Here is a 25,506-nt window from a genome sequence, read left to right on the forward strand (position 1 = left end):
GTCGATGCGCGACAACGAGCTCGGGGCCGCGTTCGCCGACGTCTGGTGCGCTATCCCGAAGGTCGTCTTCAGCCGCACGCTCGACAGCGTTCAGGGCAACGCCCGGCTCGCCGAGGCGTCGGTGGCCGAGGAGGCCGCTGCGGCGCTCGACGCGACCGACAAGGACGTCTCGATCGGCGGCGCCGGCCTGGCCGCGGCAGCGATCGAGCTTGGCCTCGTCGACGAGCTGCGCATGTTCCGCAATCCGGTCGTCGTCGGTGGCGGCACGCCCTTCCTGCCGCCGGTCACCGACGACGTTCGGCTAGACCTGGTCGAGACCAGGACGTTCGGCTCGCGCGTGATCTACGAGCGCTACAGGCGCGCCCGCGATGAGTCGGACTGACACCGCCGTCCCGAGTCATCAGCGCCTCGCCGGACCCGTCAGTAGTGGCGGCGGTTGCGGAGTGATACTGGACAGTCGTGCCCGAAGCCCATTTCCGGCTGCTCTTTGTGGCCGACGTCTACGGCCGTGCCGGCCGCGAGACACTGGCCGATCTGCTGCCACAGGTGAAGGCCGAATTCAAGCCGGACCTGACAGTGGTCAACGGCGAGAACGCTGCGGCTGGCCACGGCCTCACTGGCAAACTCGCCCAAGAACTCCGCCAGGCCGGCGCCGATGTGCTCACGACAGGCAATCACGTCTGGGATCAGAAGACTTTCTTGGCCGAAATAGAGGACGAGCCCAACCTGCTGCGGCCCTACAACTATCCACCCGGGGCGCCGGGGATCGGCTGCCTGGTGATCGAGGCAGCCGGCCTGAAGGTGCTGGTCATGAACCTGCAGGGCCGGATCTTCATGCCGCCACTGGACGATCCCTTCCGCGCCGCTGACGAGATCTTGGCAGCCCATCCCGACGTGGATGCCATCTTCTGCGACTTCCACGCCGAGGCAACCTCGGAGAAGCAGGCTTTCGGCTGGCACCTGGACGGCCGGGTGAGCGCTGTCGTCGGCACTCACACTCATGTGCCGACCGCTGACCATCGCGTTCTGCCCGGCGGCACCGCCTACGTGACTGACGTCGGCATGGTCGGACCCCGCGACTCAGTGATCGGAGCCGACAAGGAATCCGCTCTCCGCCGCTTCCTCACCGGCCTGCCGCACCGGTTCGAGGCGGCGGATGGAGTTGTGACTTTCAATTCAGTACTGGTTACCATTAGCAGGCTCACGGGCCGCGCCGTGTCCATCCAGCGAATCGATCGAGAACACCTTTGTTAGGGAGCGTTGCAGCAATGACAGGTCAGGGCCGGGCAGAGATCGAGGTGCTCAAAGTCTCGGCCGGCTCCAAGCCGGTCGCCGTCGCCGGCGCGATAGCGGGCGTAATCCGCAGCCAGGGCAAGGTTGAGGTCCAGGCCATCGGCGCCGGGGCCATCAACCAGGCGGTCAAGGCCATAGCCATCTCGCGCGGGTACGTGGCCCCCGGTGGAATCGAGATAGTCTGCATCCCCTCCTTCATCGACATCTCGATCGACGGCGAGGAGCGAACCGGTATCCGCCTCTTGGTGGAGGTGCGTTAGCCCACGGCCCAGATCCCCCTGCCCGTTATCGGCGAGCCGCGAGATCTGTCCCGGCAGGCGGCCGGGCCGGCCAATGCCGGCGCCCGCAGCTTCCACGTCTGGACCATCGGCTGCCAGATGAACCTGGCGGATTCCGAGAGTCTCGCGCGCCGTCTGCTGGCGGCAGGCTACAGTGAAGCCCCCGACCTGGAGCGGGCCGACATAGCCGTGCTCAACACCTGCGTGGTGCGTCAGGCGAGCGAGGAGAAGGTGTACTCGAAGCTCCACGAGCTCCGCAGCTGGAAGAGCCCCGAGCGCACCATCGCTCTCACGGGCTGCCTGGTGGGGAAGGAAGGAAACACCCTCCTATCGCGCTTTCCGCACCTGGATGCGGTGGTGCCGATCGGCGATTACGATCCTTTCCTGCGCGATCTGGAGGCGCGTTACGACTGGGCGCAGGGCGAGCCGCTGCCGGCGGCGGGACGCACCCTGGTCAGCCACTACATCAATGTGATCCAGGGCTGCGATCACAACTGCACGTTCTGCATAGTGCCCAAGGTGCGCGGCCGTGAGGTGCACCGACCGATGGCCCAGGTGGTGAAGGAATGCCGCCAGGCCGTGCAGGAGGGCGCTCGAGAGGTCATCCTGCTGGGCCAGAACGTCGACGACTATCACGACCCGGCGACCGGCGCCGGGCTGGCGGCACTGGTCAGCGCGGTGAGCGAGATCGAGGCACTGCTGCGCGTGCGTTTCATGACCTCGCATCCGCAGGACCTGGAGCCCGAGCTGCTGCGTGTGATGGCCGCCAACCCGAAGGTCGCCCACGAGCTTCAGCTGCCTGTGCAGTCAGGTGACGACTTGATCCTGCGCCGGATGGCGCGTGGCTACCAGATGCGGCATTATCTCGCGATCGTGAACGAGGCGCGTGGCCTGATGCCCGACTTGGGTCTCTATACAGACGTCATCGTCGGCTTTCCAGGCGAAAGCGAGGAGGCGTTTCTCAACACGCGGCGGCTCCTACAGGAAGTCGAGTTCGACGTCGTTCACCTTGCCCAGTACTCGCCCCGACCCGGCACCCACGCCGGCGAGAAGTGGCTCGACGACGTGCCTGCCGAGGAGAAGCGGCGCCGGATCAACGACCTGCTGCAGCTTCAGCGAGAGATCGCTGCCCGCCGCAGTGCGCGTTGGCTAGGTCGCACAGCCGAGGTTCTGATCGAGGGCTCTGACCAGCTTGGCCGGCCCTACGGGCGCAACCGCCAGGGCAAGCGCGTGACGGTTCTGCGCTCCCGGGTACAGCCTGGGGAACTGGTCACCGTCAGCGTCACCGAAGCTACGCCCGGTCATCTGGCCGGCCCACGGGCCTGCTGACCTGAACCGGCCAGGCGGTGAAACGCCGGCCATGCGTCAGTACTGGTCGGCCAAAGCGGCCCACCCCGACGCCATCTTGCTCTTCCGCATGGGTGACTTCTACGAGATCTTCTTCGATGACGCCAAGGAGGCGGCGCCGCTGCTGGGCATCACGCTGACGTCGCGCCCGGCCAAAGACGGCCGCCTGCCCATGTGCGGCGTGCCGCATCACGCCTGGCAGAGCTACGTGGGCCGGCTTCTCAAAGCAGGTAGGAAGGTGGCGATCTGCGACCAGACTGAGCCACCGATGAGCGGCAAGCTGGTGGCGCGCGAGGTGACGCGCGTTCTTACGCCCGGCACGGTGCTGGACGACGTCTACCTCGATCCCTCAAAGTCGAACTGGCTGGTCGCCGCCTGGAGCAGCGGCGATGAGTCAGGCCTGGCCGCCTGCGACGTGTCGACTGGGGAAATGCAGCTCTGCCAGCTGCCCACCACAGGTCTGACAGCTGAGCTGGACCGGCTTCAGGCGGCCGAGCTGCTCAGCCCACCGGACGTGGAGCGCTATCGATTCGATCCGGCGCGCGGCCGCCACCGACTGCGGACGCTGTTGGGCATCCACTTCCTGGCCTCGATCGGGGCCGAGGGCGCCCCGCTGGCAGTGGGCGCGGCAGGCGTCGTGCTGGAGTATCTGGAGCACAACCGGGTGCCCCTCGATCCGCGCAGCCTGCGCATCAGCACGCGCTCGATCGAGTCCAGCATGCAGCTGGACGCGGCCACCCTGCGCAACCTAGAGGTGGGTGCGCTGTTCGAGCTCTGCTGCCGCTGCGTCACCCCTGTCGGCGCCCGGTGCCTGCGCCGCTGGCTCTGGTCGCCGCTGCGCGACCCCGAGGCGATCGAGCTTCGGCTGAGCGCAGTGGCCGAGCTGACCGATGCCGAACGCCTGGAGCTGGCAGCCGCCCTGCGTGGGTTGGGCGACCTGGAGCGGCTGGCGAGTCGGGCGGCGAGCGGGCTGGCCACGCCGCGCGAGCTCGCGCAGCTCTGCCGCGCCTTGGCGACCCTGCCGGCGGCGAAGGTTTGCGCAGGGGCCGGCAGCGCGCTTCTGCTCCGCCAGCTGGCCGCGGACCTGACTGAACAGCCGGAGCTCGTGGCCTTGCTGAGCCGCGCGCTGGTCGACGACCCACCGGCTCAGGTGAGCGCGGCGGGCGCCATCCGGCCCGGCTACGACGCCCAGCTGGACGCCATCGCCTCGGCCTCGGCCTCGGCGCGGGAGTGGCTCGCCGGTCTCGAAGCGGCCGAGCGCGAGCGCACTGGCATCAAGTCGCTCAAGGTCGGCTACAACCGTGTCTTCGGCTATTACCTGGAGGTCAGCCACAGCCAGGCCGCGGGCGTGCCCGAGCATTACATCCGCAAGCAGACCCTGACCGGCGGCGAGCGCTACATAACGCCCGAGCTGAAGGAGCGCGAAGCAGTGGTGCTGAACGCCGACCAGGATCGCGCGGCCCGGGAGCAGGAGATTCTCGCCGAACTCGGCCGGAGAGTCGCCGCTGTAGGCAGGGAGCTGCTGAGCACCGCTGCAGCGATCGGCCAACTCGATGCTCTGGCCAGCCTCGCGGCGACCGCCGCCGACTGTGAGTGGGTGCGACCGCTGATCTCCAGCGGCCGGGAGCTGAACATCAGCGGAGGGCGGCACCCGCTGGTCGAGCGCTCCGTGGGCACCGGCAACTTTGTCGCCAATGACACCCAACTGGAGCCGGAGAGAGGCAACATGGTGGTGCTGACAGGCCCCAATATGGCAGGCAAGTCAACCTACCTGCGCCAGGTGGCGCTGATCGTCCTGCTGGCCCAGTGCGGCAGCTTCGTCCCGGCTCGCTCGGCCCGAATCGGCCTGGTCGATCGCATCTTCACCAGGGTCGGCGCACACGACGACCTGGCGGGCGGCATGTCGACCTTCATGGTCGAGATGACCGAAACGGCGAATATCCTGAACCACGCCACGCCCGCATCCCTCGTGGTGCTGGACGAGGTGGGGAGGGGCACCTCCACCTACGATGGGCTCTCCATCGCCCAGGCTGTGGTCGAGTACCTGCATGACAACCCCCGGCTCAGCTGCCGGACTCTCTTCGCGACCCACTATCACGAGCTCACAACGCTGGCCGAGCGGCTGCCGAGAGTGCGCAACGAGCGGGTGGAGGTTGCGGAAGAAGGGAACCAGGTCAGCTTCCTGCATAAGGTGGTCCCCGGCGGCGCCGACCGTTCGTACGGCATTCATGTAGCGGCGCTGGCAGGCCTGCCGTCACACCTGATCGCCAGGGCCCGGCAGATCCTGGCTGAGCTGGAGAGCCACCGACCACTGGAGCCCGCCGCCCAGCAGCTGGGGCTTGACCTGCAGCCGGGGGAGGCCGAGCTGCGCCGGGAGCTGGCGGCGATCGAGCTGGATCAGCTCAGCCCCTTGGAGGCTCTGCGCAAGCTGTACGAGCTGCGCGGCCTGACATGACCATCCGCCGCCTGCCCCAGCAGGTCGCCGACGCCATCGCAGCCGGTGAGGTGGTGGAGCGCCCGGCGTCAGCCCTGAAGGAGCTGATCGAGAACGCGCTCGATGCCGGGTCGGGCCGGCTCGGCATCGAGGTGCGAGGTGCCGGCCGCACGCTGATCCGGGTGGTGGATGACGGGGCCGGAATCCCCGCCGAAGAGTTGGAGCTTGCCTTCCAGCGGCACGCCACAAGCAAGGTGAGAAGCCTGGCTGACCTGGAGGCCATCTCCAGCCTGGGCTTCCGCGGCGAGGCGCTGGCCAGCCTGGCCGCCGTTGCCGATGTAGAGTGCCGCAGCCGAGGCCGGCGTATCCGGCTGCTGGCCGGCGAAGTGGTGGAGAGTGCGGCAGCGGTGCCAGTGCCGGGAACCGTTCTCGAAGTCCGCGACCTCTTCGCCAACACGCCGGCCCGGCTGCGATTCCTGAAGAGCGACGCGACCGAATTGGCAGCCTGTCTGAAGGTGGTGCAGGCGTATTCGCTGCTCTACCCGGAGGTGCGCTTTGAGTACACCAACGAAGGCCGCGTGGGCTTGAGGACCCTTGGCCGCGGTGACGCGACGGCCGCCGCCGCTGCCGTGCTGGGCACCGCAGTGGCGGCGGAGCTGCTGCCCGTGGAAGGAGAAGGTATCCGCGGCCTGACCTCGCAGCCACGGCTGCACAGGGGCAGCCGTGACAGCCTCCTGCTGGCCGTGAACCGGCGGCCGATAGCCTCCCGGGCTCTCGGCTACGCGGTGGAGGAGTGCTACCTGGGCCAGCTGGAGCGCGGCCGCTACCCGATCGCCGTGTTGGAGCTGACAGTGCCGCCCGGCGAGCTCGACGTCAACGTCCATCCGGCCAAACGCGAGGTGCGCTTTCGAGACGAGCGCGTCGTCTTCGGCCGGCTGCAGCGAGCGATCAGAGCTGCGCTCAACGGCAGCCAGCCTTACCGGATGGCTGAGGCGCTCTCGAGTGCAGGCTCTGCGTGGCGGACGCCGCAGGTGCACAGCGCACCCGCCTTTGCCGGTCTCGAATCAGTCGTGGCGGAGGCCTTCCCGGCCGCGCCGGGGGCCGAGGGTCCGCTCCGGCCGCTGGGCCAGGTGCAGGACGCCTACCTGGTGGCCGAGAGTGGGGAAGGGATAGTGCTGGTGGATCAGCATGCCGCGCATGAGCGGGTGCTCTACAACCGCTTCCTGGCCCAGCTTCGGGCCGGCGCCGGGGCCAGTCAGGCCCTGCTGCTGCCGGAAACCGTGGAGCTGGAGCCCGCCCAGACGGCGGCAGCCAGCGACCATCGCGATTGGCTGGCCGCGCTCGGCTTCGAACTGGAGGAGTTCGGGCCCCAGACGGTGAAGCTGCGGGCCGCGCCCCTGGCGACTCCCGCGGCGCGGGCCCGCGAGGCGCTTTCAGAACTCCTCCAAACACTGGCTCATTCGCTGCCTCAGGCTGCCCTGGCGAATGCGGCAGCCTCGCTCGCCTGCCACTCCGCCGTTCGCTTTGGCGACCGCCTGGAGCCTGTCGAGCAGCGCCGGCTCCTGGAAGAGCTGGAGCAAGCCGAAGAGTCGATCACCTGCCCGCACGGGCGCCCGACGCGGCTCCTGCTCGACTGGTCGCAGCTGAAGCGGCACTTCCGGCGCAATTACTGAGGCGACCGACGAGCCAGTGGAGTTGTGACCTGTCGATCAACGCCACCCCGGCTGTCGTAGCCCCGTGCTAGGCGCAGCTCACCGTTCCCAGCCCTTGAGCCAGCTGACAGTCCCCGTGCTGCTCGGCCCCACAGGCGTAGGCAAGAGCGAGGCAGCCTTCAGGATCGCGCGCGAGCTGGGGGCTGAGATCGTCGTCTGCGACTCGCGCCAGGTGTACGACCGGCTGGACATCGCCACCAACAAGCCGAGCCCCGACAACCTGCGCCGCGTGCCCCACCATCTCGTCGGGGTGGCTGATCCGCGCGAGGTCTTTTCGGTCAAGGACTTCGTGGAGCTGGCCGGAGCCAGGATCGCGGAGGTGGCCGGCCGCGGTCGGGTGCCCATTGTCGAGGGCGGCAGCATGCTCTGGGCCGACGCGCTGACGGACGGCTTTTCGCTCTCGGGCGTGCCACCCGATCCGGCGCTCCGCCGCCGGCTGGAGGGGATGCCGCTCGAGAAGCTGGACGCGTTGCTGCGCCGCCTTGACCCGGAGGCGACTGTCGACCGCCGCAATCCCGTCCGTCTCATCCGAGCGATCGAGGTCCTCGAAGCGGTGGGGCCGCCGCTGGCCCGCACCCGGACCCGCACGCCACCGGTCTGGCGCCCGCTCCGCCTCGGCCTCACAGCGTCCTTGGCGACCATCGATGCCCGGCTCGCAGAGCGCTCGCGCCGGCAGCTGAGGCGCGGCTTGGTCGAGGAGACGCGGGCGGCGCTGGAGGCGGGGGTGCCACCGCAGGCGCCAGTACTGACCGGCATCGGTTACGCCCAGGCGGTCGCGCACCTACAGGGCGAGCTGCCTGAGGCCGAATTGGAGCCGGCAATGAACCTGGCCAACCGGCGCTACGCTCGCCGCCAGCTGCGCTGGCTGCGCAGGGATACCCGCATCCGCTGGTTCCTGGCCGAGTCCGACCCTGTGCCAGGTATTCTGGCCTACTTAAGAGAAACGCTGATTTGATCGAGACTCAAGCCGGCCCGGAACGGGCCTACCTGCTCGGGGTCGTCCTGCCCGGCGAGCGGCTGGAACGAACCCAGGAGCAGATGCTGGAGCTGGAGGAGCTCACCCGCACAGCTGGCGGCGAAGTCATCGCGACTGACGTGCAGAGGCGGCAGCAGGTGGAACCGGCGCTCTTTGTCGGCAGCGGCAAGGTGGCTGAGATCAAGGAGCGCAGAGCCGAGTTGGGCTACGACCTGGTCATCTGCAACGAGGACCTGAGCCCGCGCCAGCAGCGCAACCTGGAGCGGGAGCTGGAGACTCGCGTTGTCGACAGAACCGAGCTCATCCTCGACATCTTCGCTCAGCACGCCCGCACCCGCGAGGGACGCCTGCAGGTGGAGTCGGCACAGCTTCATCACCTGCTGCCGCGCCTGATCGGCGCCTGGGACTACCACCGCCAGGGAGGCGGCATCGGCACTCGCGGCGGTCCCGGTGAGCAGCAGATCGAGGTCGAGCGCCGGCGCATTCGCAAGCGGCTCAAGGACCTGGACAGCGAGCTGGAGCAAGTGCGTGGTCAGCGGCAGCAGCAGCGCGCCAGCCGGCACCGTTCTGAAATCGACACGATAGCGATAGTGGGCTACACGAACTCCGGCAAGTCGACCCTGCTCAACGCCCTCACAGGTGCCAAGGTGCGGGCGGAAAACCAGCTCTTCGCGACACTCGACCCGACCACCCGGCGCTTGGCGCTGCCGGGCGGGCGCGAGGTGTTGGTCACTGACACCGTCGGCTTTATCCAGAAGCTGCCCACCGATCTGGTTGCCGCTTTCCGCGCCACTTTGGAGGAGGTGACCTACGCCGACGCAGTGCTGCAGGTGGTGGACGGATCGAGCCCGGCCGCCCAGCAGCAGGCAGAGGCTGTCGACGAAGTTCTGGTCGAGCTCGGCGCGGCGGCCAAGCCGCGGGTGGTGGCTCTGAACAAGGTCGATCTGCTGGGCCCAGCCGGCCTGCGCCGGGTCAGGCAGTGGTTCAGCGATCGCTACGCGAACGTGGTGCCGATCTCGGCGCTCCAGCAGCGCGGGCTCCAGCAGCTGGGCGCTGCTCTCCACACGCTGGCCGAGGGCGACATGGTCCCTCTCCAGCTGCTGGTGCCCTACGGCAGCGAGAGCGTGCTGCGCGAGCTCCGCGCCGTCGGCGGCGTGGAGCGAACCGAGTACACGCCGACTGGGACCCGTGCGCTGGGCCGCGCGCCGCGCGCTGCGCTTCATCGCTTCCAGAGCTACCTGCTGGTTTGACGCCGCCCAGGCAGCTCGCTGAACTTCTGCTCTCGCTGATCAACATTCCCTCGGTCAGCCGTGAGGAGCAGGAGGTGACCGGGTGGATAGCGCAGCAGGTCGCCGCCAAGGACGGTCTCCAAGTGGTGCACAGACAGGCAGACGCCATAGTCTTCGGCCTCGGCGGCCGGCCAGACGTGGTGCTGGCCGGCCATTCGGACACAGTGCCGGAGCAGGGCAACCTTCCGGGCAGGATTGAGGCCGGCGAGGTTCTTGGACTGGGCGCGGCTGATATGAAGGGCGCCCTCGCAGTGATGCTGGCGCTGGCGGCCGAGCTGGCCGCGGGCACTGAGCGCCGGCTCAACCCGCTCTTCGTGATCTTCGGCCGCGAAGAGGTGGCGCTGGCGGAGAGCGTGCTGTCAGGTCTCTTTCGCAGCTGCCCGGCAATTCTCGCCGCCCAGCTGGCTCTGGTCATGGAACCGACTGCGAATCAGCTCCAGGCGGGCTGCCTGGGCAACATAATGGCTGAGCTGACCTTCGCCGGAGTGGCCGCGCATTCAGCCCGGCCCTGGCTCGGCCGCAATGCCATCCATGAGGCCGTGCGGGGGCTACGGAGGCTGGCCGAGCTCGAACCGCATGAAGTCGTTCTGGACGGTCTCGAATTCCGCGAGGTCGTCAGCGTGACGGAGATCCGCGGCGGCGTGGCCGGCAACGTGGTGCCGGACAGCTGCGTCGCGGGCTTGAATTTCCGCTTTGCGGGCGACCGGACTCCGGCTGAAGCCGAGGCACGGCTGCGCGAGCTGGTCGGCCCCGCCGGAGAGCTGACTATAAGCAGCAACGCGCCCGGCGCACCTGTCAACCTGGCCAATCCTTTGCTCCAGCGCCTGCGCGACACCCGCGGTCTCGCCCTAGAACCCAAGCAGGCCTGGACGCCCGTAGCGGAGTTCGCCGCCCAGGGCGTGGATGCCATCAACTTCGGCCCCGGCGACCCGGACTTCGCGCACCGGCGGGATGAGAGGGTTAGCATCGAGGCGCTCGGCACCAGCCTCTCGATCCTCCGCGAGTACATATGCGGCTGAACCCAGTCCTCACAGGCATGCGGCCCTATCCCTTCCTGGCGCTGGACCACGCTCGGCAGCGGGCACTGGACCGCGGCCTGGACTTGATTGACTTCAGCGTCGGCGACCCGCACGAACCCACGGATGTGGCCATTCGCCAGGCCCTGATCGACGCCGTCGAAGAACGTTCGACGTATCCCAAGGCGACAGGGCTGCCCGAGCTGAAGGAGGCGATAGCGGCCTGGCTGGCTCGCCGCTACGGCGTCCAGCTGGAGCCCAGCCGCGAGATCATGCCCACCCTGGGCAGCAAGGAGGCGGTGTTCAGCCTGCCCTTCATCGCGCTGGACAGGAGCAGCGGCAAGGACACGGTGGTCATCTGTGAGCCCTGCTATCCGATCTACGAACGGGCGGCCCTGCTGGCCGGAGCCCGGGTGCTGAAGCTGCCTCTGCGGGAGGAGAACCGCTTCCTGCCCGATCTCAGCGAGCTGCCTGATGCCGAGTGGGAAAGGGTTGGCATCGTGTGGGTCAACTATCCGAACAACCCAACAGCTGCTCTGGCGCCGCTCGATTTCTATCAGGACCTCACACGGCTGGCGGCCGAGCACGACTTCCTGATCGCGTCGGACGAGGCCTACAGCGAGATCTACTTCGGCGCCCCGCCTGTTTCGGCGCTCCAGACGCAGGACCGCTCCCGCGTCTGCGTGTTCAATACTCAAAGCAAGCGCTCATCGATGACTGGCTATCGCAGCGGCTGGCTGGCCGCCCCGTCGGAGCTGGTCCAGGGCTACAACCTCTGGCGGCCGCTGGCCGGCGTGGCGGTACCCGAGTTCATCCAGCGAGCCGCGATCCGAGCCCTGGCCCAAGAAGGACATGTCGCTCGCATGCGGGCCGCCTACGCGGCCAAGCGGGACCTGTTCTTGGAGCTCTTCAGCGACCACGGGGTGGAGGTCGTCGGCAAGGAGGCCACCTTCTACCTCTGGTGCCGCGTGCCCGGCGAGCAGACGTCCGAGGCGTTGGCGGCGCGTCTCTTGGAGCAGGGTGTGGTGGTGGCGCCCGGTTCGTTCTTCGGCGCCTCAGGTGAGGGCTACTTCCGCGTGGCGTTGGTGCCCACCATGCTTGAGTGCCAGCGCGCTGTCGAGATCCTAGCCGAGGTGCTCTGAATGGCAGGGTCGGGCGAGGAGAAACTGCCTACCGAGGTCCTCCGGCAGCGGGTCGACTCCGCCTTCGAGTCAGGGGAGATGGACGCCGAAGCCGTCGAGCTGACGATTGCCGAGCTGGACAGCGGCCGGGTCCGCAGCGCGGAACCCACAGCCGGAGGCTGGCAGGTCAACGAGTGGGTGAAGAAGGCGATTCTGCTCTACTTCCGGCTGCGCCAGATGGAGACCATCGACGTGGGCCCCTTTCACTACCGCGACAAGATCCCTCTGAAAGCCGGCTTGGTGGAGGCTGGCGTGCGCGTGGTGCCTCCGGCGGTGGCCCGCTACGGCAGCCATCTGGCGGAGGGCGTGATTCTGATGCCCAGCTACGTCAACATCGGTGCCCATGTCGGCACCGGCACCATGGTCGACACCTGGGCCACCGTCGGTTCGTGCGCTCAGGTCGGAGCCAGCGTTCATCTCGCCGGGGGGGTTGGCATCGGTGGGGTGCTGGAGCCACTCCAAGCCAGGCCGGTGATCGTCGAGGACAACTGCTTCATAGGCTCTCGCTCGATAGTCACCGAAGGCGTATTGGTCCGAGAGGGCGCGGTGCTGGGCGCGCACGTGGTCCTGACGGCGACCACGCCCATCGTCGACGTCACCGGCCGTGAGCCCATCGAGCACAGGGGCGAGGTCCCACCGCGCGCGATAGTCATACCTGGAAGTCGGGTCAAGCGGTTTCCTGCTGGCGACTACCAGGTGGCGACCGGGCTGATCATCGGCTGGCGCAGCGCCAGGACCGACGAGAAGGTGTCCCTCAACGAGGCGCTCCGCGAGCACGGGCTCGCGACCTGAACTGCCGGAGAACCCTCGCCGCTGCCGCTCAGTAGGTTCGGACCAGCCCCTTGACCGCTCCGACCATCTCCACGTGGCCGGGTTCGATGGGCGCGTAAGCGTCGTTCTCGGCGAGCAGCCGAACTCGACCCCGCGACCGATCCAAGCGCTTGACCGTGGCTTCGTCCTCGACCAGAGCCACGATGATCGTTCCGTCAGGGGCATCCTTCTGCGGCTTCACGATCACCAGATCCTCGGGCAGGATGCCTGCGTTGATCATGGAATCGCCCCTGACGCGCAGGGCGAACCAGCCCTCCTGGGCCAGCCCGGGCGAGAGCAGAACATGGTCTTCGATGTTCTGTTCGGCCAGGATGGGCACGCCGGCAGCCACGCTGCCCACTATCGGCAGAGCTATGGCGTTGCGCCGCTGCTCCTCTTGCGGGGCCTCCGCGACGAGCTGCACGGTTCTCGACTTGCTCGCATCGCGGCGGATGAGGCCGCGCCGCTCGAGCTGGTTCAAGTGGTTGTGCACTGTGGAGCTGGAGGAGAGGCCAACGGCCTCGCCGATCTCCCGGACGCTGGGGGGATAGTTCCGAGCGCGGGTTACCTGCCTGATGTAGGTCAGGATCTTTTCCTGCCGCTCACTGACTGGTGATTCGTTCACGCTGGCTACCTCGTTGAGTTGATCTAGCGCCGCCGGTCTTCCCGGCTGGAGCCATCCTAGCAGCTTTCGGCTCTGAAAGCAAACCTTTGTTCGGCAGGCCCCGTGCTTGACATCGAACGGGTGTTCGCTATACTGAGACGAACATATGTACGCGCCAGCTTGCGACTACGCACTGAAGCGACCACGCCCGAGCCACACGAGTCAGGTTCACCGCTTGGCCATCGGTCTCGCGCTCCTCTGCCTGCTCACCTTTGTTTTGGCCCGCTCAGCCTTCGGCGGCGCGCCAGGCGCCTATGAGACGGTCACCGTCCAGCCGGGGGACACCGTTTGGAGCATTGCCGCTGAGCACTATCCCCAGAGCGACACCCGGGTCAAGGTGGATGAGATCGAGCGCGACAACTCTCTTTTCGGGCCTGAGCTGCACCCAGGTCAGCGGCTGAAGCTGCCCACCAGCTGAGCCTGCCATCGAGGGACGCCCAACTCCCTTGCCTTAGGCTCTTCTCGATGCGAGTACAGCTGGTCGGTCGGAAGGACTGTCACCTATGCGGCGAGGCTGCTGCCGCACTGCGGTCCCTTGGCACCGCGTTGGAAGAGCTCGACGTCGCCGCCGACCCTGAGCTGTTCAGGCTGTATGACTTCCGGGTGCCGGTGCTGCTCATCGATGGTCGGGTGGTGGGGGAGGGACGCCTGACAGAAGCCTCGCTGCGCACACTTCTGGCGCGCGGCTGAGCCCGATCTATCCTGGACGGCATGGCTTTGACGTGGCTGCTGCTGGGCCTGCTCGGTGGGCTGGCGATTGGAATTCCGGCTGGCTGGCTGGGCTCTCGGTGGGTTGGTGCCCGACGGCAATCCGCGGCGCAGGCTTCCCCGCCCGAACCGCAGGCGATCGCCACGGCTGCCCCTCCGACCGCCACCAGGACCGCGCCCGCGCCCGCGCGCAGCACAGTGGTGAACACCACGACGGCCGGCCACATGTCTCCGCTCGGGACTGCTCAACCGGCCGGCCCCGAAGAGGCAGGTGGCACACCCATAGACTCTGGCGCCGGCGTTCAACCGACCGGCATCGCCACCAGTTCGGTCCCGGACCCCGCCTCACCGGCCGGGACTCCCCGGCAGCCCTTTCTCGGTGAGGAGGCTGACCCTCACCGGGGCGAGAGCCAAGGGCCGATCGGGATGAGCAGCTCAACCGAGGCGGAGGGAGCCGAGCCGCCCGACTTGGAGTCGGCCAGCCGGCGGCTTATAGAGGAGATGGAGCGGCGCTACGGCAGCCACAACGCCCAACCGCGGCGGCCGGGCAGCTGAGTGGCCGAAAAAGCGGCAAACGGCGAGCCGGCTAAGGAGCGGCGGCGACGCCTCGGGCGGCTACTGCGCCGGCGATCACAGCTTCCAGCTGCTCCATGACAACCGGCCAGGAGTAACGCTGGAGCGCATGGCGGCGGCCGCGGGCGACCACTGTGTCCAGTGCTTTGAGCAGCGCCTCAGCGATTGACGCGGGGTCCCCGGAAACCGGGAAGGGGTAGATCTCGCCACCGCTGATCTCTTGGAAGACGGGAAGCGCTGCACAGACGACGGGCACCCGGGACAGAGCCGCCTCGAGCAAAGGCAGGCCGAATCCTTCTGCTCTGCCTGTCAGCAGGACCACGTCGCTCAAGCGGTACAGCATCGCGATATCGTCGGCGTTGATCGGGTGGGCTCGCCCGGCAACTGCCTGCTCGGCAAGAAAATAAACTGTTCCGTTCAGGCCCAGCTCCTGCCGGCGACGGAGTAGCTGCGAGAGCAACTCGCCCTGGTGGGAATGCGGGTCACTCGGCCCGGTGACCAGCACCGTCAGCCTCGGCAAGCGCTGACGCAGTTGCGCCGCGGCCGCCAGAGCCAGCTCGATGCGCTTGTTCTCGGTCACGCGCTGTGGGATGAGAATAAGTGGCCAAGCCCGGTCCACCGGGATCGGGGAGAGTAGCCCCATCAGCTTCCTCGAAAGCCCCGCAAACCGCTGGCTATCAATGCCGTTGGGGACGACCTCCGCCTTGGCTTCGGGCTCCCGCCAGAGCCGGCGCAGATCCTCCCGGCGGGTCTCCGAGATCGCTACATAACTCACGCCCGGTTGCCGCTGGTTGATGAGACTGAAAGGATAGTTGACGCTCTCGACCGGGGAGCCGTCGTCGTCTCGGATCACCACGTCGTGGACCCACGCAACAAGCCGCCGGCGTGAGGCTAGGAGAGCGGCAGTGAACGGCAGGTTGAAGGGCATCGAAAGCACGTTGTGGACTATCACACAGTCCCGATCGGCCAGCAGCGGCTGGAGGCTGCCGGCGATGGTTGAGCTCAACTCGCGGAACTCGGTCTCCGAGCCCCGACCGGCCAGGAGCTCCCGGAAGAGGCGCCGGACCCTGGGATGAGCGGTATCCAACTCCGGGAGTAGCTCGCCGTCTCCCCGGCCAGCGATCATTCGGACGTCGTAGCCGGCGGCAGCAAGGCGGCCTGCCTGCTCCCCAAGCACTGATTCAACGCCGCCGGTTACCGGGGGAGCGCTGTAGTGCAGCAGGGCCAGCCGTGGCTTGAGGGGCAATCCCGAAAGCGAATCAGGCGGTTGCTGGGAGGCGTCGTCCATGGTTAAGCTCAGGTAATATGCTCCCTAAGTTCTGGAGCAAATCATACAGTCTTGCTATCAAAGAAGGGTTTGAGATGCACAGCATTCCCTGGAGCGAAGTACTTGTCAAGTCGGTTGCGGCAGGTCTCTTCGTAGTGGTGATCAGCGTACTCAGCACCATGTTTCGGCCCAAGTTCTTCGCCGGCCTTTTTGCGGGAGCACCAAGCGTCGCGACAGTTGGCCTGCTGCTGAGCGGCCTGAACCAGCCGCCAAAAGCGGCAACCGAAGCCGGGGGCATGATCCTGGGTGCGGTCGGCCTCGTCGGCTCAACCGTGACCGCTGCGGTTCTTCTGCCGAGGTTGGGGGCGCTGGGGGCCTGCGGCGGTGCTTGGGCCGTCTGGGGCCTCGTTGCCGGCCTGCTCTATTTGCTGGTGCCCCGATGAGCGTCAGGCAGGAGATTGCTGAGGAGCGCTTCGAGAAGGTTTCGGTCAACTGGTCCAAGCTGAAGCAACAGACCTGGCAGCAGCTGCTGCTTCGCTTCGCCTTCGGGGCCGGCATCGCCATTGTGGCCAGCCTCGCCGGTGACCTGGTCGGTCAGCGTTTCGGCGGCCTCTTTCTGGCCTTTCCGGCCATCCTGCCCGCAGCGCTGACAATGGTGGAGCGCCAGGAGGGGGAGGGGAAGGCTGAGGTCGACGCCATGGGTGCCAGCCTCGGTGGTCTGGCTATGATCGGCTTTGCAGTCGTTGTCAAGACCTTGATGCCGCGGCTCGGCGCTCCCCTGGCGGAGGCGGCTGGCTGGATCGTCTGGCTTGCTCTGGCGTTGGGACTGTTCCTGCTGGTCCGGGGCATTCTCCAGATCATGCGTGACCGCCGCGACCAGGACCGGCGCTGACGGGAACCCGGCTGGCCTGATCAGCCCCGCCGCCAGTCAGTTGTCGCTGAGCAGTTCGCCGGTATCAGGCAGCAGGCGTCTCAGGCAGCTCCGCCTCCTCAGCCGTCAGCTCTCGGACGTACGTCGTCGCCCGCTCGGGAGCCAGGCGCACCCTCATCGCCAGGTAGTAGATCACGGCAGCGAAGATGGCCATCACCGCCATATCGACCCCGAAGCCCAACCAGCCCAAGGGGACCTTGACGCCGAAGAGCACTTCGGCCTTCTTCAAATCAAACGAGCTGAGAAAGGAAATCACGAGCAGCCCGATCAGCCAGGGCCAGAGCCAGCGGGCACCGTCCCAGTCCAGCGATGGACGCCGGTCGCGAGGCGTCGTGGCCAGGGAGATCGCCAACAGGGCGAATCCGATGAGGATCGCGACTATGAGCTTCCAAACCACCGCGAAGCTCGCGAACAGGATGAGCTCGTTGGCAACTATGAAGCCCAGTGGCGCCAGCACCGACGCGGCCGGCAGGCGAAACGGCCGGGGCCTGTCTGGTTCCTGCAGGCGCAGCGCTCCCACCGAAAGAGGAACCAGTGCATAGGTGATGACGGCAGCCGAGGAGATGAAGCCGACCAGTCCTCCCCAGCCGGGGAAGGGCAGGAAGACAAAGAGGCCCAGCACAAACGAAAGCACTATCGCTGTCAGTGGGACGCCGCGGGTGGTGAGCCCTGCGAAGAAGTCTGGGATGTAGCGGTTTCGAGCCAGGGCGAAGATTGTGCGGGCGGCGGCTGCCAGACTCAGCAGACCAGTTCCGCCTGGCGAAACCACAGCGTCGATGTAAAGCAGAATCGCCAGCCAGCTCAATCCCAGCGTTTCGGCGAGTGCAGCGAAGGGCCCCAGAGTGCTGCCCTTGAATTGCAGCGCCGACCACCCCTTGCTGAGTGCGGAGGGCTGCAGAGCGGCGATGAAGGCAATCTGGAGCCCGATGTAGATGATGAAACCGATAGCCATTGAGCCGATCACCGCTAGAGGGATGTCGCGGCCGGGATTCCGGCTCTCGGCACCGAAGGACACAGCGCCCTCAAAGCCTGTATAGGCGAAAACTATCCCGCCGGTCGACACTGCTATGAAGATGCCTTGGACTCCCAGGGGGATGAAACCGCCTCCGGCTGTGAAGTTCCCGGGGTGAAAGGAGACCACCACGAGCACTATCACCGTCAGCAGCGGGATGGCTATCTTCCACCAGACGGCGTATTTATTGACCTCCGACATCCAGCGCACGCCTGCCACGTTCAGGATCGTGAAGAGGAACATGACTATCGCGGCCACACCCAGGCCGAGCAGCGTCAGGTTCCCGCTGCTGCCTGGCTGGAGCAGACCGGGGATGTAGTTCGACGCATAGGTGAGGGCGGCCTCGGTTTCGATCGGCGCCACGGTGACGGTGGCCAGGAAGAAAAACCAGCCGCTGGCGAAGCCGACCATGCTGCCGAAGGCAAAGTGCGGGAAGCGAACCAGGCCGCCGGCCACCGCGTACATGCCGCCCAACTCGGCCAAGTTGAGGCCCAGAATCAGGATCGCAATCGCTCCGATCAGCCAGGAGAGAAGCGCGGCCGGTCCCGCGATCTCGGCGCCCTTCAGCGCACCGAAGAGCCAGCCGGAGCCGATGACTATGCCGACCGAGGTGAAGAGAATGCCGATAGGACCGATTTCGCGGCGCATCCGCCGCTGCGTCTCGGGCCGAGCCTCGCTGGGCTGAGAGGTGACGGTCATGTGATCTCCCTCCAAAAACCTTGCACGAGCTTGCAGCTACGCAGCCACCACAATCACTGGCTAAGACAGGAAGATCACGCTGCCATTGTTGTGGCTAATGACCAAGACGCCTTCCGCCCCCTGCTCTGTGCGAATATGGTACACGAGGGGATGCAGCGTGTCATCCATCTCGACCGAGCGCCCATCCCAGCGCTTATGGAGGGCGAGAGCCGAAGCAAAGTTGAAGTTCGCAGCGAATACCGCGCCTGTCCGAACGACTGGCGCACCGAAGGGGATGCAGCCATGAAGATCTTGGTAGGTTATGACGGCTCGGTCGAATCCAGGCGGGCAGTGGAATGGGCCTCGCGAATTGCCGCGGGAGATGCTGACGGCTCAGTCACGGTGATCGGCGTCGCAACTGCATTGGAGCTCTCGCCCCGGATCCGCGACGCCGAGGATCCCGCCGGGGACTCCTCAGTCCGCCAGACTCAGCTGGACGAAGCCACTGCGCTGCTCAGGGAAGCGGGCGTGACAGGTCAGACTGTGATGCGAGCGGGGCGGCCCGCCGAAGAGATCCTGGACATGGCGGACGAGGGAGGCTTCGACCTGATAGTCATCGGCCATCGGGGCGTCTCCCGAGCCCAGCGATTCCTGATGGGCTCCGTCTCGGAGCGAGTCGTCCGACACGCCTCCCGACCGGTCCTCGTCGCCCGCTGAGAGGAGAGGACCGCCCGAGAGTGGGGGAGGAGAAGACGCCGCGGCCCCTCCGCCGACGCACTTCTGGACGTTCGTGGCGCACTGTCGCGGAACCGCTGAAGGGGCGCCCTTCGGCCTTCGGGTGGCTGGCGGCCCGGTGGGCAGTGGTTAGACTCGGCCTGTGAGCGGTGCCGCGCAGAGCCAGATCATCGGCCTGCTGATGATGGTCTTCTTCATGGGCATCGGGCTACGCCGGCGGATGCGGCCCCAGCCGGTCAGGCCCGGTCGGATAGCTGTTTCGGGCCTCATCATCGTTCTGCTGCTGGGCAGCAGCCTTGCCTTCACCGGCTCCCGGATCCTCTCTGATACCTGGGCGCTGCTCCTGGCTCCTGTGTTTTTGGTCATTGGCGGGGCCGTCGGCTGGTATCTGGTCAGGACCATGAAGTTTTGGACCGACCCCGGCACCGGCGCCCTCTGGATGCAGGGAGGCGTTCTCTTCGCCCTGATCCTGCTGGGCACTATCGCTCTTCGCTTCGGCGCCCGGGCTCTGCTGACCGGCAACGCCTTCAGCGGTGGCTACGGCAGCAACCCGTACAGCGCCACCGGCTACTCGGGCCCGCATGGGTTCCTCTACGACCTGTCCGCCGACTTCCTATTCCTCAGCCTCGGCCTTTGGGCGGCACGTGCCGGCTCCCTTCTGCTCCGGTACAGAGGGCACACAGCTGCCAACGCCCCGGCAGGAATCGAAAGCACTTAAGTCAGGACTTGCTTTCTCGCCGGAGCCTTGCGTTTCGGCGGCTCCGGGCCGCCGAACCTGTTCCCACTGCACCACTGCCGGCCGGGCGGCAAAGCGAGATTGCGGTGGGGAACGGAACCGGAAGCAAGCACGAATCGGAGACACAGGTTGCTAACGATAATGACCGTTTACCGTAGCAGTAGAGCGAGGCCAAGCGTGCTCGGGACTGGGCGGAAGCCAAGCCTGGAGTGGCCGATCAGTGGCGGTGGGCACCGGAAAGCCAGCGAAGCGCGGGGATCTTTCTGGCCCAGCCGGGCAGTTCCGGTGCATCCGGCCGAGGCGGCGCGCCGGCCGGAGTGGATTCGGCGCCGTTGTCTTCAAGGATCAGTCGGGCAACGTCGTTGGCCGGCCTCGACCCGTCAGCCAGCGCCGGAACCGGGTTTGGCACCGCCAGCAGCACCCCCAGCTGTCAGGCCGGTCGCCTGAGAGGCGTCTCTGCCACTTTCAACCAGGCCCGCATTGTATCCGGCTGTGTGCTCTCGAGGCCTCGGAGCAGCAGCAGCAGCGATACGCAAGACTCCCGGAAGTCCGCGTCGAGCAGCAGCGGGTCCGCAGCCGGCTGCTCCAAGCTGACGCAAGGCCCAGCCAGCTCGCTGATCGATCGCGTCACTCGGCTGCGCAGCGGTCCGAGATCAGTGCCGGCGCGCGCCACTTCGGCCCGCCAGGACTCCTGCACATCGGCGACTGCCTTCAGCAGTTTGCGAACCGCTGCCGACGCCAGCCGCGGATCGGTGCCCGGCGCGGCCAAGCGCTCTGCCAGCTCGCCGTGGAGCCGGAGCAGTCGCTGCAGACGGAGCTGGGTCATCAGCGTGTGCATGCTTCCAGCCTAGACGAACATGCGTTCGCTGTCAAGACCCGAATCGGCGTTCTCCAGGCTTCCGACCACCGCTGCCGAAGACCAGACCCAGCTGCTCCGCCAGGCGGGCCGGGTCGACGCTTCCTCCCTCTCTCAGCGCGGCTCCCACGACCTCGTTGACGGCTCCCACCACGGCTCGGGACCAAACGGTGGCGTCGACCGCTTGGAAGTCACCCGCGGCGCGGCCGCGCCGCACCTCTTCTTCGACCAATGCGGCGAAGGCGGCATGCAGCGTTGCTCTTACAGTCTCGATCTCCGCCGCGAGACCTACCGACTCGACCAGGAGCAGGCGCGCGACCGCCGCCCGTCGGAAGCAGGCGGCCACGAAGCCGTGAATGCCCGCCGCGATCTTGGCCCGATGGTCCCCCCCACTCCGCAGTGCAGCTTCCTGGGCGGCCGCCAGGAGCTGGCCGCCCTCCTGCTCCAAGAGAACGCGAAAGCAGTGCTCTTTGGAGCCGAAGCTGGCGTAGAAGGCGCTCTTCGACGTTCGGGCGGCGGCCACCACCTGGTCCACAGACGTCTCATGGAAGCCCTGGCCGGCAAAGAGCGCCAGGGCCGCTGCCAGCAGGCGCTGGTGACGGTCCTGGCGCCGCTGGGAGAGGCGCGGGGCGGCCGGGGCACGGCCGCTGAGCACTATCTCAAATCCCTGCCAGCGTCCGGCTGATGACCACCCGTTGAATCTCGGAAGTCCCCTCGAAGATGGTGTAGATCTTGGCGTCACGGTGCCATTTCTCAACCGGAAAGTCGCGGATGTAGCCGTAGCCGCCGCAGATCTGGATCGCCTCGTCGGTCACCTTGACGGCGACTTCACTCGCCTTGAGCTTGGCCATCGAGCCTTCGGCGTGCTCAAAGCGAGCTTCGTTCTTGCCTTCCCAGAGAGCGCGCCAGATGAGTCCCCGGGCTGCCTCGATCTCCAGCGCCATGTCAGCGAGTTTGAAGGCGATGGCCTGGTTGTCGATCAGCGGGCGGCCGAACTGCCTGCGCTCCTTCGCGTATCGCAGTGCAAATTCGAATGCCGCCCGAGCCACGCCGAGGGCCTGGGCGCCCACTATCGGCCGGGTGGTCTCGAAGGTCTTCATGGCCACGTTGGAGCGAGAGGAGACGCCCTCCCGAGCGCGCCGCAGCCGCGCCTCCAAGCGATCTTCGCCGCCCAGCAGGCAGTCGGTCGGGACGCGGACGTCATCGAGCAGGACCTCTGCTGTATGCGAGGCGCGGATCCCCATCTTCTTTTCCTTCTTGCCCTGGCGCAGACCTGGCGTGGCCTTGGGGACGACGAAGGAGGCGTGACCGCGGCTGCCGAGTGCCGGGTCCACGCTGGCGACCACAACGTGGACGTCGGCTATGCCACCGTTGGTGATGAACACCTTCTGCCCGTTCAGCACCCAGTCGCCGTTCTGCTTCACAGCTCGCGACTTGTAGGCGCCGACGTCTGAGCCGGCGTCCGCCTCGGTTGCGCAGAATGCACCCAGGGCAGGCTCGCGGGCGCTGCCGTAACAGGCGGGAATCCAGGTTGCGATCTGCTCAGGTGTGCCCTGAGCGAAGATCGCGGCCACCGGCAGCCCGGTGCCCTGGATGGCCAGGGCAATGCCCGCGCAGCCCCAGCACAGCTCCTCCGCCACGATCGCCGGCAGGATCCCTGTCTCATCCTGGAAGCCCTGGAAGATGAATTCCGGCGAGTAGATGCCCAGATCGGCCGCCTTGCGCACCACGTCCCACGGGAATTCCTCAGTCTCGTCGTAGTGAGGCGCCACCGGCCGGATCTCCTTCTCGGCGAACTGGTGCACCCAGTCGCGCATCTCGCGCTGCTCTTCCGTCAGTTGAAAGGAGATCATGCAAACCCTCGTTCGGTCCTGCCAGGAGAAGTACTGGTACGTACTAGTACTGCTCAAGTCTAACTGCCTCCCCTGGTCGCCGACCGCCGGGACGCGGGAAGGCCGACTCAGGTCTGAGCGCCGGTCTCGTCGACCGGCGTCTGGGGCACTCTCTTGCGGCGCGGCCACAGGCGATAGGCGGAAAAGAGGAGGAAGGCGCCGAACACGCGCGCCAGCACCTCACCGTGCAGCCAGAGAGCGAGGGTGGCCCCAAAGATCACGACCAGAGCTCCCGCCACGCCCATGATGAGGGCTTGCTTCAGCGCGACATTGCCGCTGCGGGAGTGAGTCAGCGCGCCCACTATCGAGGTCGGCAGGATCGCGGCCAGCGACGTGCCCTGGGCCAGGTGCTGCTCGAACTTGAAGCCGATCACCATGATCGGCACCAGCAGGACTCCCCCACCTATGCCTATCAGCCCGCTGACGACGCCGACGAGAAAACCGCTGGTCACCGCCAGCACATCGCTCAAGGAAAGAGCACCTGCTTCACGCCCACCACGCCAAGGACCACCGCCACCCCCCGCGCCAGCCATATGTCAGGCACCCGGGAAGTCAGCCGAGCGCCCACGAAGGCCCCGAAAACCCCACCGGCGGCCAGCAGCAGCGCAAAGCGGAAGTCCACCTGGGGCGCCCCGCGCCCACCGAGGAAACCGCCGAAGTAGTAGATCAGGATGCCGGCGATGGAGATCGGCACTATGGCCGTGAGCGAGTTGGCGGTCGCCTCAACCTGGCGGGTCCGCGCCAGCATCACCTGCAGCGGCACCATCAGGAAGCCCCCACCCACGCCGAGCAGCCCACTGAGCAGGCCGGCGATGACGCCGATGAAAGCGTAGACCCTGGCTATCTGGCCTCCTCTCCGGCCGGGTCAGCTTCGATGGCTCGAACCAGCTCGCGCAGGAACGACTCCACGTCGGTCACCAGTCCAATCGACTGCCAGGTGCCGCGATCGGCCAGCTTGGTCACCACCGCCGGGTTGATATCGACACAAACCGTGCGGACGGCAGCCGGAAGCATGTTGCCGGTCGCGATGGAGTGAAGCATGGTCGAGAGCATCAGCGCCAGCCGGACTCCAGGCTCGAAGTCGTCGCCACCCTGCCAGATGGCGGCCCGCATCCGGCGCTGCGCCTCGCCCATCTCAGTGATCACATCCGGCAGCGGGCCGTCGTCTCGGACACTTCCCCCGAGGACCACCTCCACGCCGTTGTCGATGGCTGTCTTCATGACGCCCGAGGTCAGCTGGCCCGACTCCACCATGGCCTCGAGGCTGCCTGCCGCCCGAACCCGGTTGATGGCCCGCATGTGGTGCTCGTGGCCGTGCTCGATCGCCAGGCCACTCTTCAGATTCACCCCGAGCGCCGTTCCGAAGAGCGCCGCTTCGACATCGTGCACTGCTATGGCGTTGCCGGCGAAGAGCACCTGGACGTAGCCCAGCTCGATCAGCCGGGATAGGTAGTGGCCGGCGCCCGTGTGCACGACGCCCGGTCCACCCACCACCAGGATGCGACCTCCCGCGTCCCGCACCGCCTTCATCTCAGCCGCGATCTGGCCGATCAGGACGTTTTTCGGCTTTTCCGAGGAGACCTCGCTGGACATGAAGCCGAAGATCTCCGTGTCGCGCGAGCGCTCACGGGGAGTGATCCGAACGCCTCTGTGGCCGACGACCACCTCGACTCCCGGCCTGGCGTCGTAGAAGGGGATGCACCAGGCCTTGCGCAGCTGACGGTCCACCGCCAATGCACAGTCCATCTCCTGTTTTGCCACCCGCACCCAGCCGCCGTCCAGGAGCACTGACGTGGGCATGTTGCTGGTGGAGTAGAAGCCCTCCGGGTAGACACCCTCCTGCTCCACTCGAGCGGTCTCGACAGGCTCGTCGTGCTCGGCTCGCGCGCCCAGGTCGCGAGCCCGGCGGACTATCTCGTCCAGCACCTGGGGCTGATCGGCAAAGACCTCGATCCGGCAGAGCGAGGGATCGTCGTTCCGCTGCCCGACCTTCAGCTCCCGGACCTCGAACGAGCCGCCCAGGTCCATGACCATGTCCATGAGCTGCGGCAGCATCATCGAGTCGATGATGTGGCCCTCCAACCGCAGCAGAGTCGAAGCGCGTTCGCTCACAGCGCTGTCAGCACTGCGTTGATCTGATCTTTCAACCGCCTTGCCGCTCCGCCCGGATCGTCGGCGTAGAGCACCGATCGGCTGCTGCTGATCAGGCACGACGCATCGTCACCGTTCCAGGCAGCCCGCACCGATGCCTCCAACTCCCCGTCCTGGGCCCCAATCCCGGGGATGAGAAACGGCAGGGGCGTGGTCTGACGCACACGTGCGATCTCCGCCGGCGCGGTCGCGCCAACCACCAGTCCCACGTTCTCGAACTCGTTCAGGCTCTGCGCCAGACGGGCGACTCGGAGATAGAGCGGCTCTCCGCCGGAATCCTGTTCCTGCAGATCCGCCGCACCCGCGTTGGAGGTGCGACAGACCACGTAGACGCCCCGGGCGCGGTGCTGGGTCAGCTCCCGCAGGGAGTCCCCCCCGAGATAGGGTTGGGCGGTCACGGCGTCCATCTCGAGGGCTTCGAAGATCCCGCTGGCATAGGCCCGCATGGTGTGATCGATGTCGCCCCGCTTCGCGTCATAGAGCACGGGGATGTCCTCCGGGATGCGCCGCCTCAGCTCGCCCAGAGCCTTCAGGCCGTCGGCGCCGTACTGCTCCCAGAACGCCGCGTTGGGCTTGTAGCAGCAGACGTGCTCCTGAGTTGCCCGCACCACCTCCGTGCAGTGAGCAAGGGCGCCGGCCGCGCCGCCCCGCAAGCGAACGGGGTCCGGATCGAGTCCAACACAGAGGAGGGAGTGACGGCTGGCGGCGGCTCGTCGCAGTCGCTCGAAGAAGCCAGGTTCAGCCGGCATGGTTCTCGGTGTCGGCGGCCGGCGGGCCGCTCATGCTCTGCGTTGCGCCCACCATCAGCAGCCGAGCGTCGCCTGATCGGCTGAGCTGGGCGACCAGCTCGCCTGTCGTCGCCTTCACTGCTTCACGTCAGTCTCAAACATCCCGCATCGCCACTTCATCGTAGTCAGGCGCGATCCCCGATCCGCCATTGGGTGCGCGCTGCCGCGCGGTGCTCAAC

The 25,506-nt window shown here is 67.0% G+C and carries 29 protein-coding genes; 18 read left to right on the forward strand and 11 right to left on the reverse strand.

Translation table 11 applies throughout. The features are described from left to right. The 11 genes from ACR2MZ_RS11670 to ACR2MZ_RS11720 form a co-directional block, all read left to right on the forward strand. Positions 1-382: dihydrofolate reductase family protein (locus ACR2MZ_RS11670; RefSeq protein WP_434005208.1), on the forward strand; the 382-nt coding region annotated here is incomplete at its 5' end. Positions 383-459: 77 nt separating this feature from the next. Further along, positions 460-1,254, forward strand: coding sequence for a TIGR00282 family metallophosphoesterase (locus ACR2MZ_RS11675; protein WP_434005209.1), 795 nt, complete (start codon positions 460-462; stop codon positions 1,252-1,254). Between the two features lie 38 nt (positions 1,255-1,292). Next, complete coding sequence (locus ACR2MZ_RS11680) at positions 1,293-1,553, forward strand: stage V sporulation protein S (protein WP_434005258.1); 261 nt, start codon at positions 1,293-1,295, stop codon at positions 1,551-1,553. A 45-nt stretch (positions 1,554-1,598) separates the two neighbouring features. Beyond that, the gene (locus tag ACR2MZ_RS11685; protein WP_434005259.1) at positions 1,599-2,900 is read left to right on the forward strand and encodes a MiaB/RimO family radical SAM methylthiotransferase; all 1,302 of its coding nucleotides are present in this window, start codon (positions 1,599-1,601) and stop codon (positions 2,898-2,900) included. 31 nt (positions 2,901-2,931) lie between these two features. Continuing rightward, a complete protein-coding gene (mutS, locus tag ACR2MZ_RS11690) occupies positions 2,932-5,373 on the forward strand; it encodes a DNA mismatch repair protein MutS (RefSeq protein ID WP_434005210.1) in 2,442 nt (813 codons plus the stop codon). After that, entirely contained in the window at positions 5,370-7,025 is a 1,656-nt protein-coding gene (mutL, locus tag ACR2MZ_RS11695; RefSeq protein ID WP_434005211.1) for a DNA mismatch repair endonuclease MutL, read from the forward strand. Before mutS ends, mutL begins: the two co-directional genes overlap by 4 nt. 94 nt (positions 7,026-7,119) lie before the next feature. Continuing rightward, a complete protein-coding gene (gene miaA, locus ACR2MZ_RS11700; RefSeq protein WP_434005212.1) occupies positions 7,120-8,019 on the forward strand; it encodes a tRNA (adenosine(37)-N6)-dimethylallyltransferase MiaA in 900 nt (299 codons plus the stop codon). After that, on the forward strand, positions 8,016-9,290 hold the full coding sequence (gene hflX, locus ACR2MZ_RS11705) for a GTPase HflX (RefSeq protein ID WP_434005213.1): 1,275 nt from the start codon (positions 8,016-8,018) through the stop codon (positions 9,288-9,290). Before miaA ends, hflX begins: the two co-directional genes overlap by 4 nt. Further along, positions 9,287-10,348, forward strand: coding sequence for a succinyl-diaminopimelate desuccinylase (gene dapE / locus ACR2MZ_RS11710; RefSeq protein ID WP_434005214.1), 1,062 nt, complete (start codon positions 9,287-9,289; stop codon positions 10,346-10,348). Before hflX ends, dapE begins: the two co-directional genes overlap by 4 nt. Further along, positions 10,339-11,487 (forward strand): pyridoxal phosphate-dependent aminotransferase, encoded by a 1,149-nt coding sequence (locus tag ACR2MZ_RS11715; protein WP_434005215.1) that lies wholly within the window; start codon positions 10,339-10,341, stop codon positions 11,485-11,487. The genes dapE and ACR2MZ_RS11715 overlap by 10 nt, the downstream gene beginning before the upstream one ends. A 78-nt stretch (positions 11,488-11,565) precedes the next feature. Continuing rightward, positions 11,566-12,318, forward strand: a complete 753-nt coding sequence (locus tag ACR2MZ_RS11720) for a 2,3,4,5-tetrahydropyridine-2,6-dicarboxylate N-succinyltransferase (protein WP_434005260.1) — start codon at positions 11,566-11,568, stop codon at positions 12,316-12,318. 28 nt (positions 12,319-12,346) lie between these two features. Here the strand turns inward: ACR2MZ_RS11720 and lexA are convergent, their stop codons facing one another. Continuing rightward, positions 12,347-12,961 carry a transcriptional repressor LexA gene (lexA, locus tag ACR2MZ_RS11725; protein ID WP_434005216.1) on the reverse strand — a complete coding sequence of 205 codons (615 nt, stop codon included), beginning with the start codon at positions 12,959-12,961 and terminating at the stop codon, positions 12,347-12,349. Between the two features lie 145 nt (positions 12,962-13,106). On the opposite strand from lexA, the gene ACR2MZ_RS11730 reads away from it, so the two are divergent. Genes ACR2MZ_RS11730 through ACR2MZ_RS11740 form a run of 3 tightly spaced genes read left to right on the forward strand, consistent with a single transcriptional unit; the run spans position 13,107 to position 14,263 of the window. Next, the gene (locus ACR2MZ_RS11730) at positions 13,107-13,418 is read left to right on the forward strand and encodes a LysM peptidoglycan-binding domain-containing protein (protein WP_434005217.1); all 312 of its coding nucleotides are present in this window, start codon (positions 13,107-13,109) and stop codon (positions 13,416-13,418) included. 47 nt (positions 13,419-13,465) lie between these two features. Beyond that, positions 13,466-13,690, forward strand: a complete 225-nt coding sequence (locus ACR2MZ_RS11735) for a glutaredoxin family protein (protein WP_434005218.1) — start codon at positions 13,466-13,468, stop codon at positions 13,688-13,690. A 21-nt stretch (positions 13,691-13,711) separates the two neighbouring features. Beyond that, a complete protein-coding gene (locus ACR2MZ_RS11740; RefSeq protein WP_434005219.1) occupies positions 13,712-14,263 on the forward strand; it encodes a hypothetical protein in 552 nt (183 codons plus the stop codon). Between the two features lie 31 nt (positions 14,264-14,294). Here the strand turns inward: ACR2MZ_RS11740 and ACR2MZ_RS11745 are convergent, their stop codons facing one another. Beyond that, positions 14,295-15,527, reverse strand: coding sequence for a glycosyltransferase family 4 protein (locus ACR2MZ_RS11745; protein WP_434005220.1), 1,233 nt, complete (start codon positions 15,525-15,527; stop codon positions 14,295-14,297). A 116-nt stretch (positions 15,528-15,643) separates the two neighbouring features. Between ACR2MZ_RS11745 and ACR2MZ_RS11750 the strand changes: the two genes are divergently transcribed. Continuing rightward, positions 15,644-15,991: a DUF3147 family protein gene (locus ACR2MZ_RS11750; protein WP_434005221.1), complete on the forward strand. Its 348-nt coding sequence runs from the start codon at positions 15,644-15,646 to the stop codon at positions 15,989-15,991. Continuing rightward, positions 15,988-16,440: a DUF3147 family protein gene (locus ACR2MZ_RS11755; protein WP_434005222.1), complete on the forward strand. Its 453-nt coding sequence runs from the start codon at positions 15,988-15,990 to the stop codon at positions 16,438-16,440. The genes ACR2MZ_RS11750 and ACR2MZ_RS11755 overlap by 4 nt, the downstream gene beginning before the upstream one ends. Before the next feature lie 64 nt (positions 16,441-16,504). On the opposite strand, the gene ACR2MZ_RS11760 is transcribed toward ACR2MZ_RS11755, so the two are convergent. Then, positions 16,505-18,190: an APC family permease gene (locus ACR2MZ_RS11760; protein WP_434005223.1), complete on the reverse strand. Its 1,686-nt coding sequence runs from the start codon at positions 18,188-18,190 to the stop codon at positions 16,505-16,507. 282 nt (positions 18,191-18,472) lie between these two features. Here ACR2MZ_RS11760 and ACR2MZ_RS11765 point away from each other — a divergent pair, with 282 nt between their 5' ends. Together ACR2MZ_RS11765 and ACR2MZ_RS11770 are read left to right on the forward strand one after the other, a co-directional pair. Further along, positions 18,473-18,886: a universal stress protein gene (locus ACR2MZ_RS11765; RefSeq protein ID WP_338178077.1), complete on the forward strand. Its 414-nt coding sequence runs from the start codon at positions 18,473-18,475 to the stop codon at positions 18,884-18,886. Between the two features lie 160 nt (positions 18,887-19,046). Continuing rightward, positions 19,047-19,622, forward strand: a complete 576-nt coding sequence (locus tag ACR2MZ_RS11770) for a CcdC protein domain-containing protein (RefSeq protein WP_434005224.1) — start codon at positions 19,047-19,049, stop codon at positions 19,620-19,622. Positions 19,623-20,070: 448 nt separating this feature from the next. Here ACR2MZ_RS11770 and ACR2MZ_RS11775 read toward each other — a convergent pair whose 3' ends face one another. The 8 genes from ACR2MZ_RS11775 to ACR2MZ_RS11810 all read right to left on the reverse strand — a co-directional run bounded on the left by ACR2MZ_RS11775 (position 20,071) and on the right by ACR2MZ_RS11810 (position 25,406). Continuing rightward, positions 20,071-20,466, reverse strand: a complete 396-nt coding sequence (locus tag ACR2MZ_RS11775; protein WP_434005225.1) for a hypothetical protein — start codon at positions 20,464-20,466, stop codon at positions 20,071-20,073. 43 nt (positions 20,467-20,509) lie between these two features. Continuing rightward, on the reverse strand, positions 20,510-21,151 hold the full coding sequence (locus tag ACR2MZ_RS11780) for a TetR/AcrR family transcriptional regulator (RefSeq protein ID WP_434005226.1): 642 nt from the start codon (positions 21,149-21,151) through the stop codon (positions 20,510-20,512). A 4-nt stretch (positions 21,152-21,155) separates the two neighbouring features. Beyond that, positions 21,156-22,349 carry an acyl-CoA dehydrogenase family protein gene (locus ACR2MZ_RS11785; protein WP_434005227.1) on the reverse strand — a complete coding sequence of 398 codons (1,194 nt, stop codon included), beginning with the start codon at positions 22,347-22,349 and terminating at the stop codon, positions 21,156-21,158. A gap of 107 nt (positions 22,350-22,456) precedes the next feature. After that, positions 22,457-22,849: a sulfite exporter TauE/SafE family protein gene (locus ACR2MZ_RS11790; RefSeq protein WP_434005261.1), complete on the reverse strand. Its 393-nt coding sequence runs from the start codon at positions 22,847-22,849 to the stop codon at positions 22,457-22,459. A gap of 5 nt (positions 22,850-22,854) precedes the next feature. Beyond that, complete coding sequence (locus ACR2MZ_RS11795) at positions 22,855-23,232, reverse strand: TSUP family transporter (protein ID WP_434005262.1); 378 nt, start codon at positions 23,230-23,232, stop codon at positions 22,855-22,857. Further along, the gene (locus ACR2MZ_RS11800) at positions 23,229-24,500 is read right to left on the reverse strand and encodes an ornithine cyclodeaminase, nickel-pincer nucleotide-dependent (RefSeq protein ID WP_434005228.1); all 1,272 of its coding nucleotides are present in this window, start codon (positions 24,498-24,500) and stop codon (positions 23,229-23,231) included. Before ACR2MZ_RS11800 ends, ACR2MZ_RS11795 begins: the two co-directional genes overlap by 4 nt. Next, complete coding sequence (gene pyrF, locus ACR2MZ_RS11805) at positions 24,497-25,288, reverse strand: orotidine-5'-phosphate decarboxylase (protein WP_434005229.1); 792 nt, start codon at positions 25,286-25,288, stop codon at positions 24,497-24,499. Before pyrF ends, ACR2MZ_RS11800 begins: the two co-directional genes overlap by 4 nt. Beyond that, entirely contained in the window at positions 25,278-25,406 is a 129-nt protein-coding gene (locus ACR2MZ_RS11810; protein ID WP_434005230.1) for a hypothetical protein, read from the reverse strand. The genes pyrF and ACR2MZ_RS11810 overlap by 11 nt, the downstream gene beginning before the upstream one ends. Positions 25,407-25,506 lie beyond the last annotated feature (100 nt).

The sequence above is a fragment of the Candidatus Dormiibacter sp. genome (assembly GCF_050999135.1).
Taxonomy (GTDB): Bacteria; Chloroflexota; Dormibacteria; order Dormibacterales; family Dormibacteraceae; genus Dormiibacter; species Dormiibacter spiritus.

Coding starts and splice junctions, on each gene's coding strand:
- ACR2MZ_RS11765 (WP_338178077.1), top strand. CDS start 18,473: ATGAAGATCTTGGTAGGTTATGACGGCTCGGTCGAATCCAGGCGGGCA.
- ACR2MZ_RS11740 (WP_434005219.1), top strand. CDS start 13,712: ATGGCTTTGACGTGGCTGCTGCTGGGCCTGCTCGGTGGGCTGGCGATT.
- ACR2MZ_RS11715 (WP_434005215.1), top strand. CDS start 10,339: ATGCGGCTGAACCCAGTCCTCACAGGCATGCGGCCCTATCCCTTCCTG.
- ACR2MZ_RS11720 (WP_434005260.1), top strand. CDS start 11,566: ATGGACGCCGAAGCCGTCGAGCTGACGATTGCCGAGCTGGACAGCGGC.
- ACR2MZ_RS11755 (WP_434005222.1), top strand. CDS start 15,988: ATGAGCGTCAGGCAGGAGATTGCTGAGGAGCGCTTCGAGAAGGTTTCG.
- ACR2MZ_RS11750 (WP_434005221.1), top strand. CDS start 15,644: ATGCACAGCATTCCCTGGAGCGAAGTACTTGTCAAGTCGGTTGCGGCA.
- mutS (WP_434005210.1), top strand. CDS start 2,932: ATGCGTCAGTACTGGTCGGCCAAAGCGGCCCACCCCGACGCCATCTTG.
- ACR2MZ_RS11760 (WP_434005223.1), bottom strand. CDS start 18,190: ATGACCGTCACCTCTCAGCCCAGCGAGGCTCGGCCCGAGACGCAGCGG.
- mutL (WP_434005211.1), top strand. CDS start 5,370: ATGACCATCCGCCGCCTGCCCCAGCAGGTCGCCGACGCCATCGCAGCC.
- ACR2MZ_RS11730 (WP_434005217.1), top strand. CDS start 13,107: ATGTACGCGCCAGCTTGCGACTACGCACTGAAGCGACCACGCCCGAGC.
- ACR2MZ_RS11735 (WP_434005218.1), top strand. CDS start 13,466: ATGCGAGTACAGCTGGTCGGTCGGAAGGACTGTCACCTATGCGGCGAG.
- ACR2MZ_RS11785 (WP_434005227.1), bottom strand. CDS start 22,349: ATGATCTCCTTTCAACTGACGGAAGAGCAGCGCGAGATGCGCGACTGG.
- pyrF (WP_434005229.1), bottom strand. CDS start 25,288: ATGCCGGCTGAACCTGGCTTCTTCGAGCGACTGCGACGAGCCGCCGCC.
- ACR2MZ_RS11775 (WP_434005225.1), bottom strand. CDS start 20,466: ATGACCCAGCTCCGTCTGCAGCGACTGCTCCGGCTCCACGGCGAGCTG.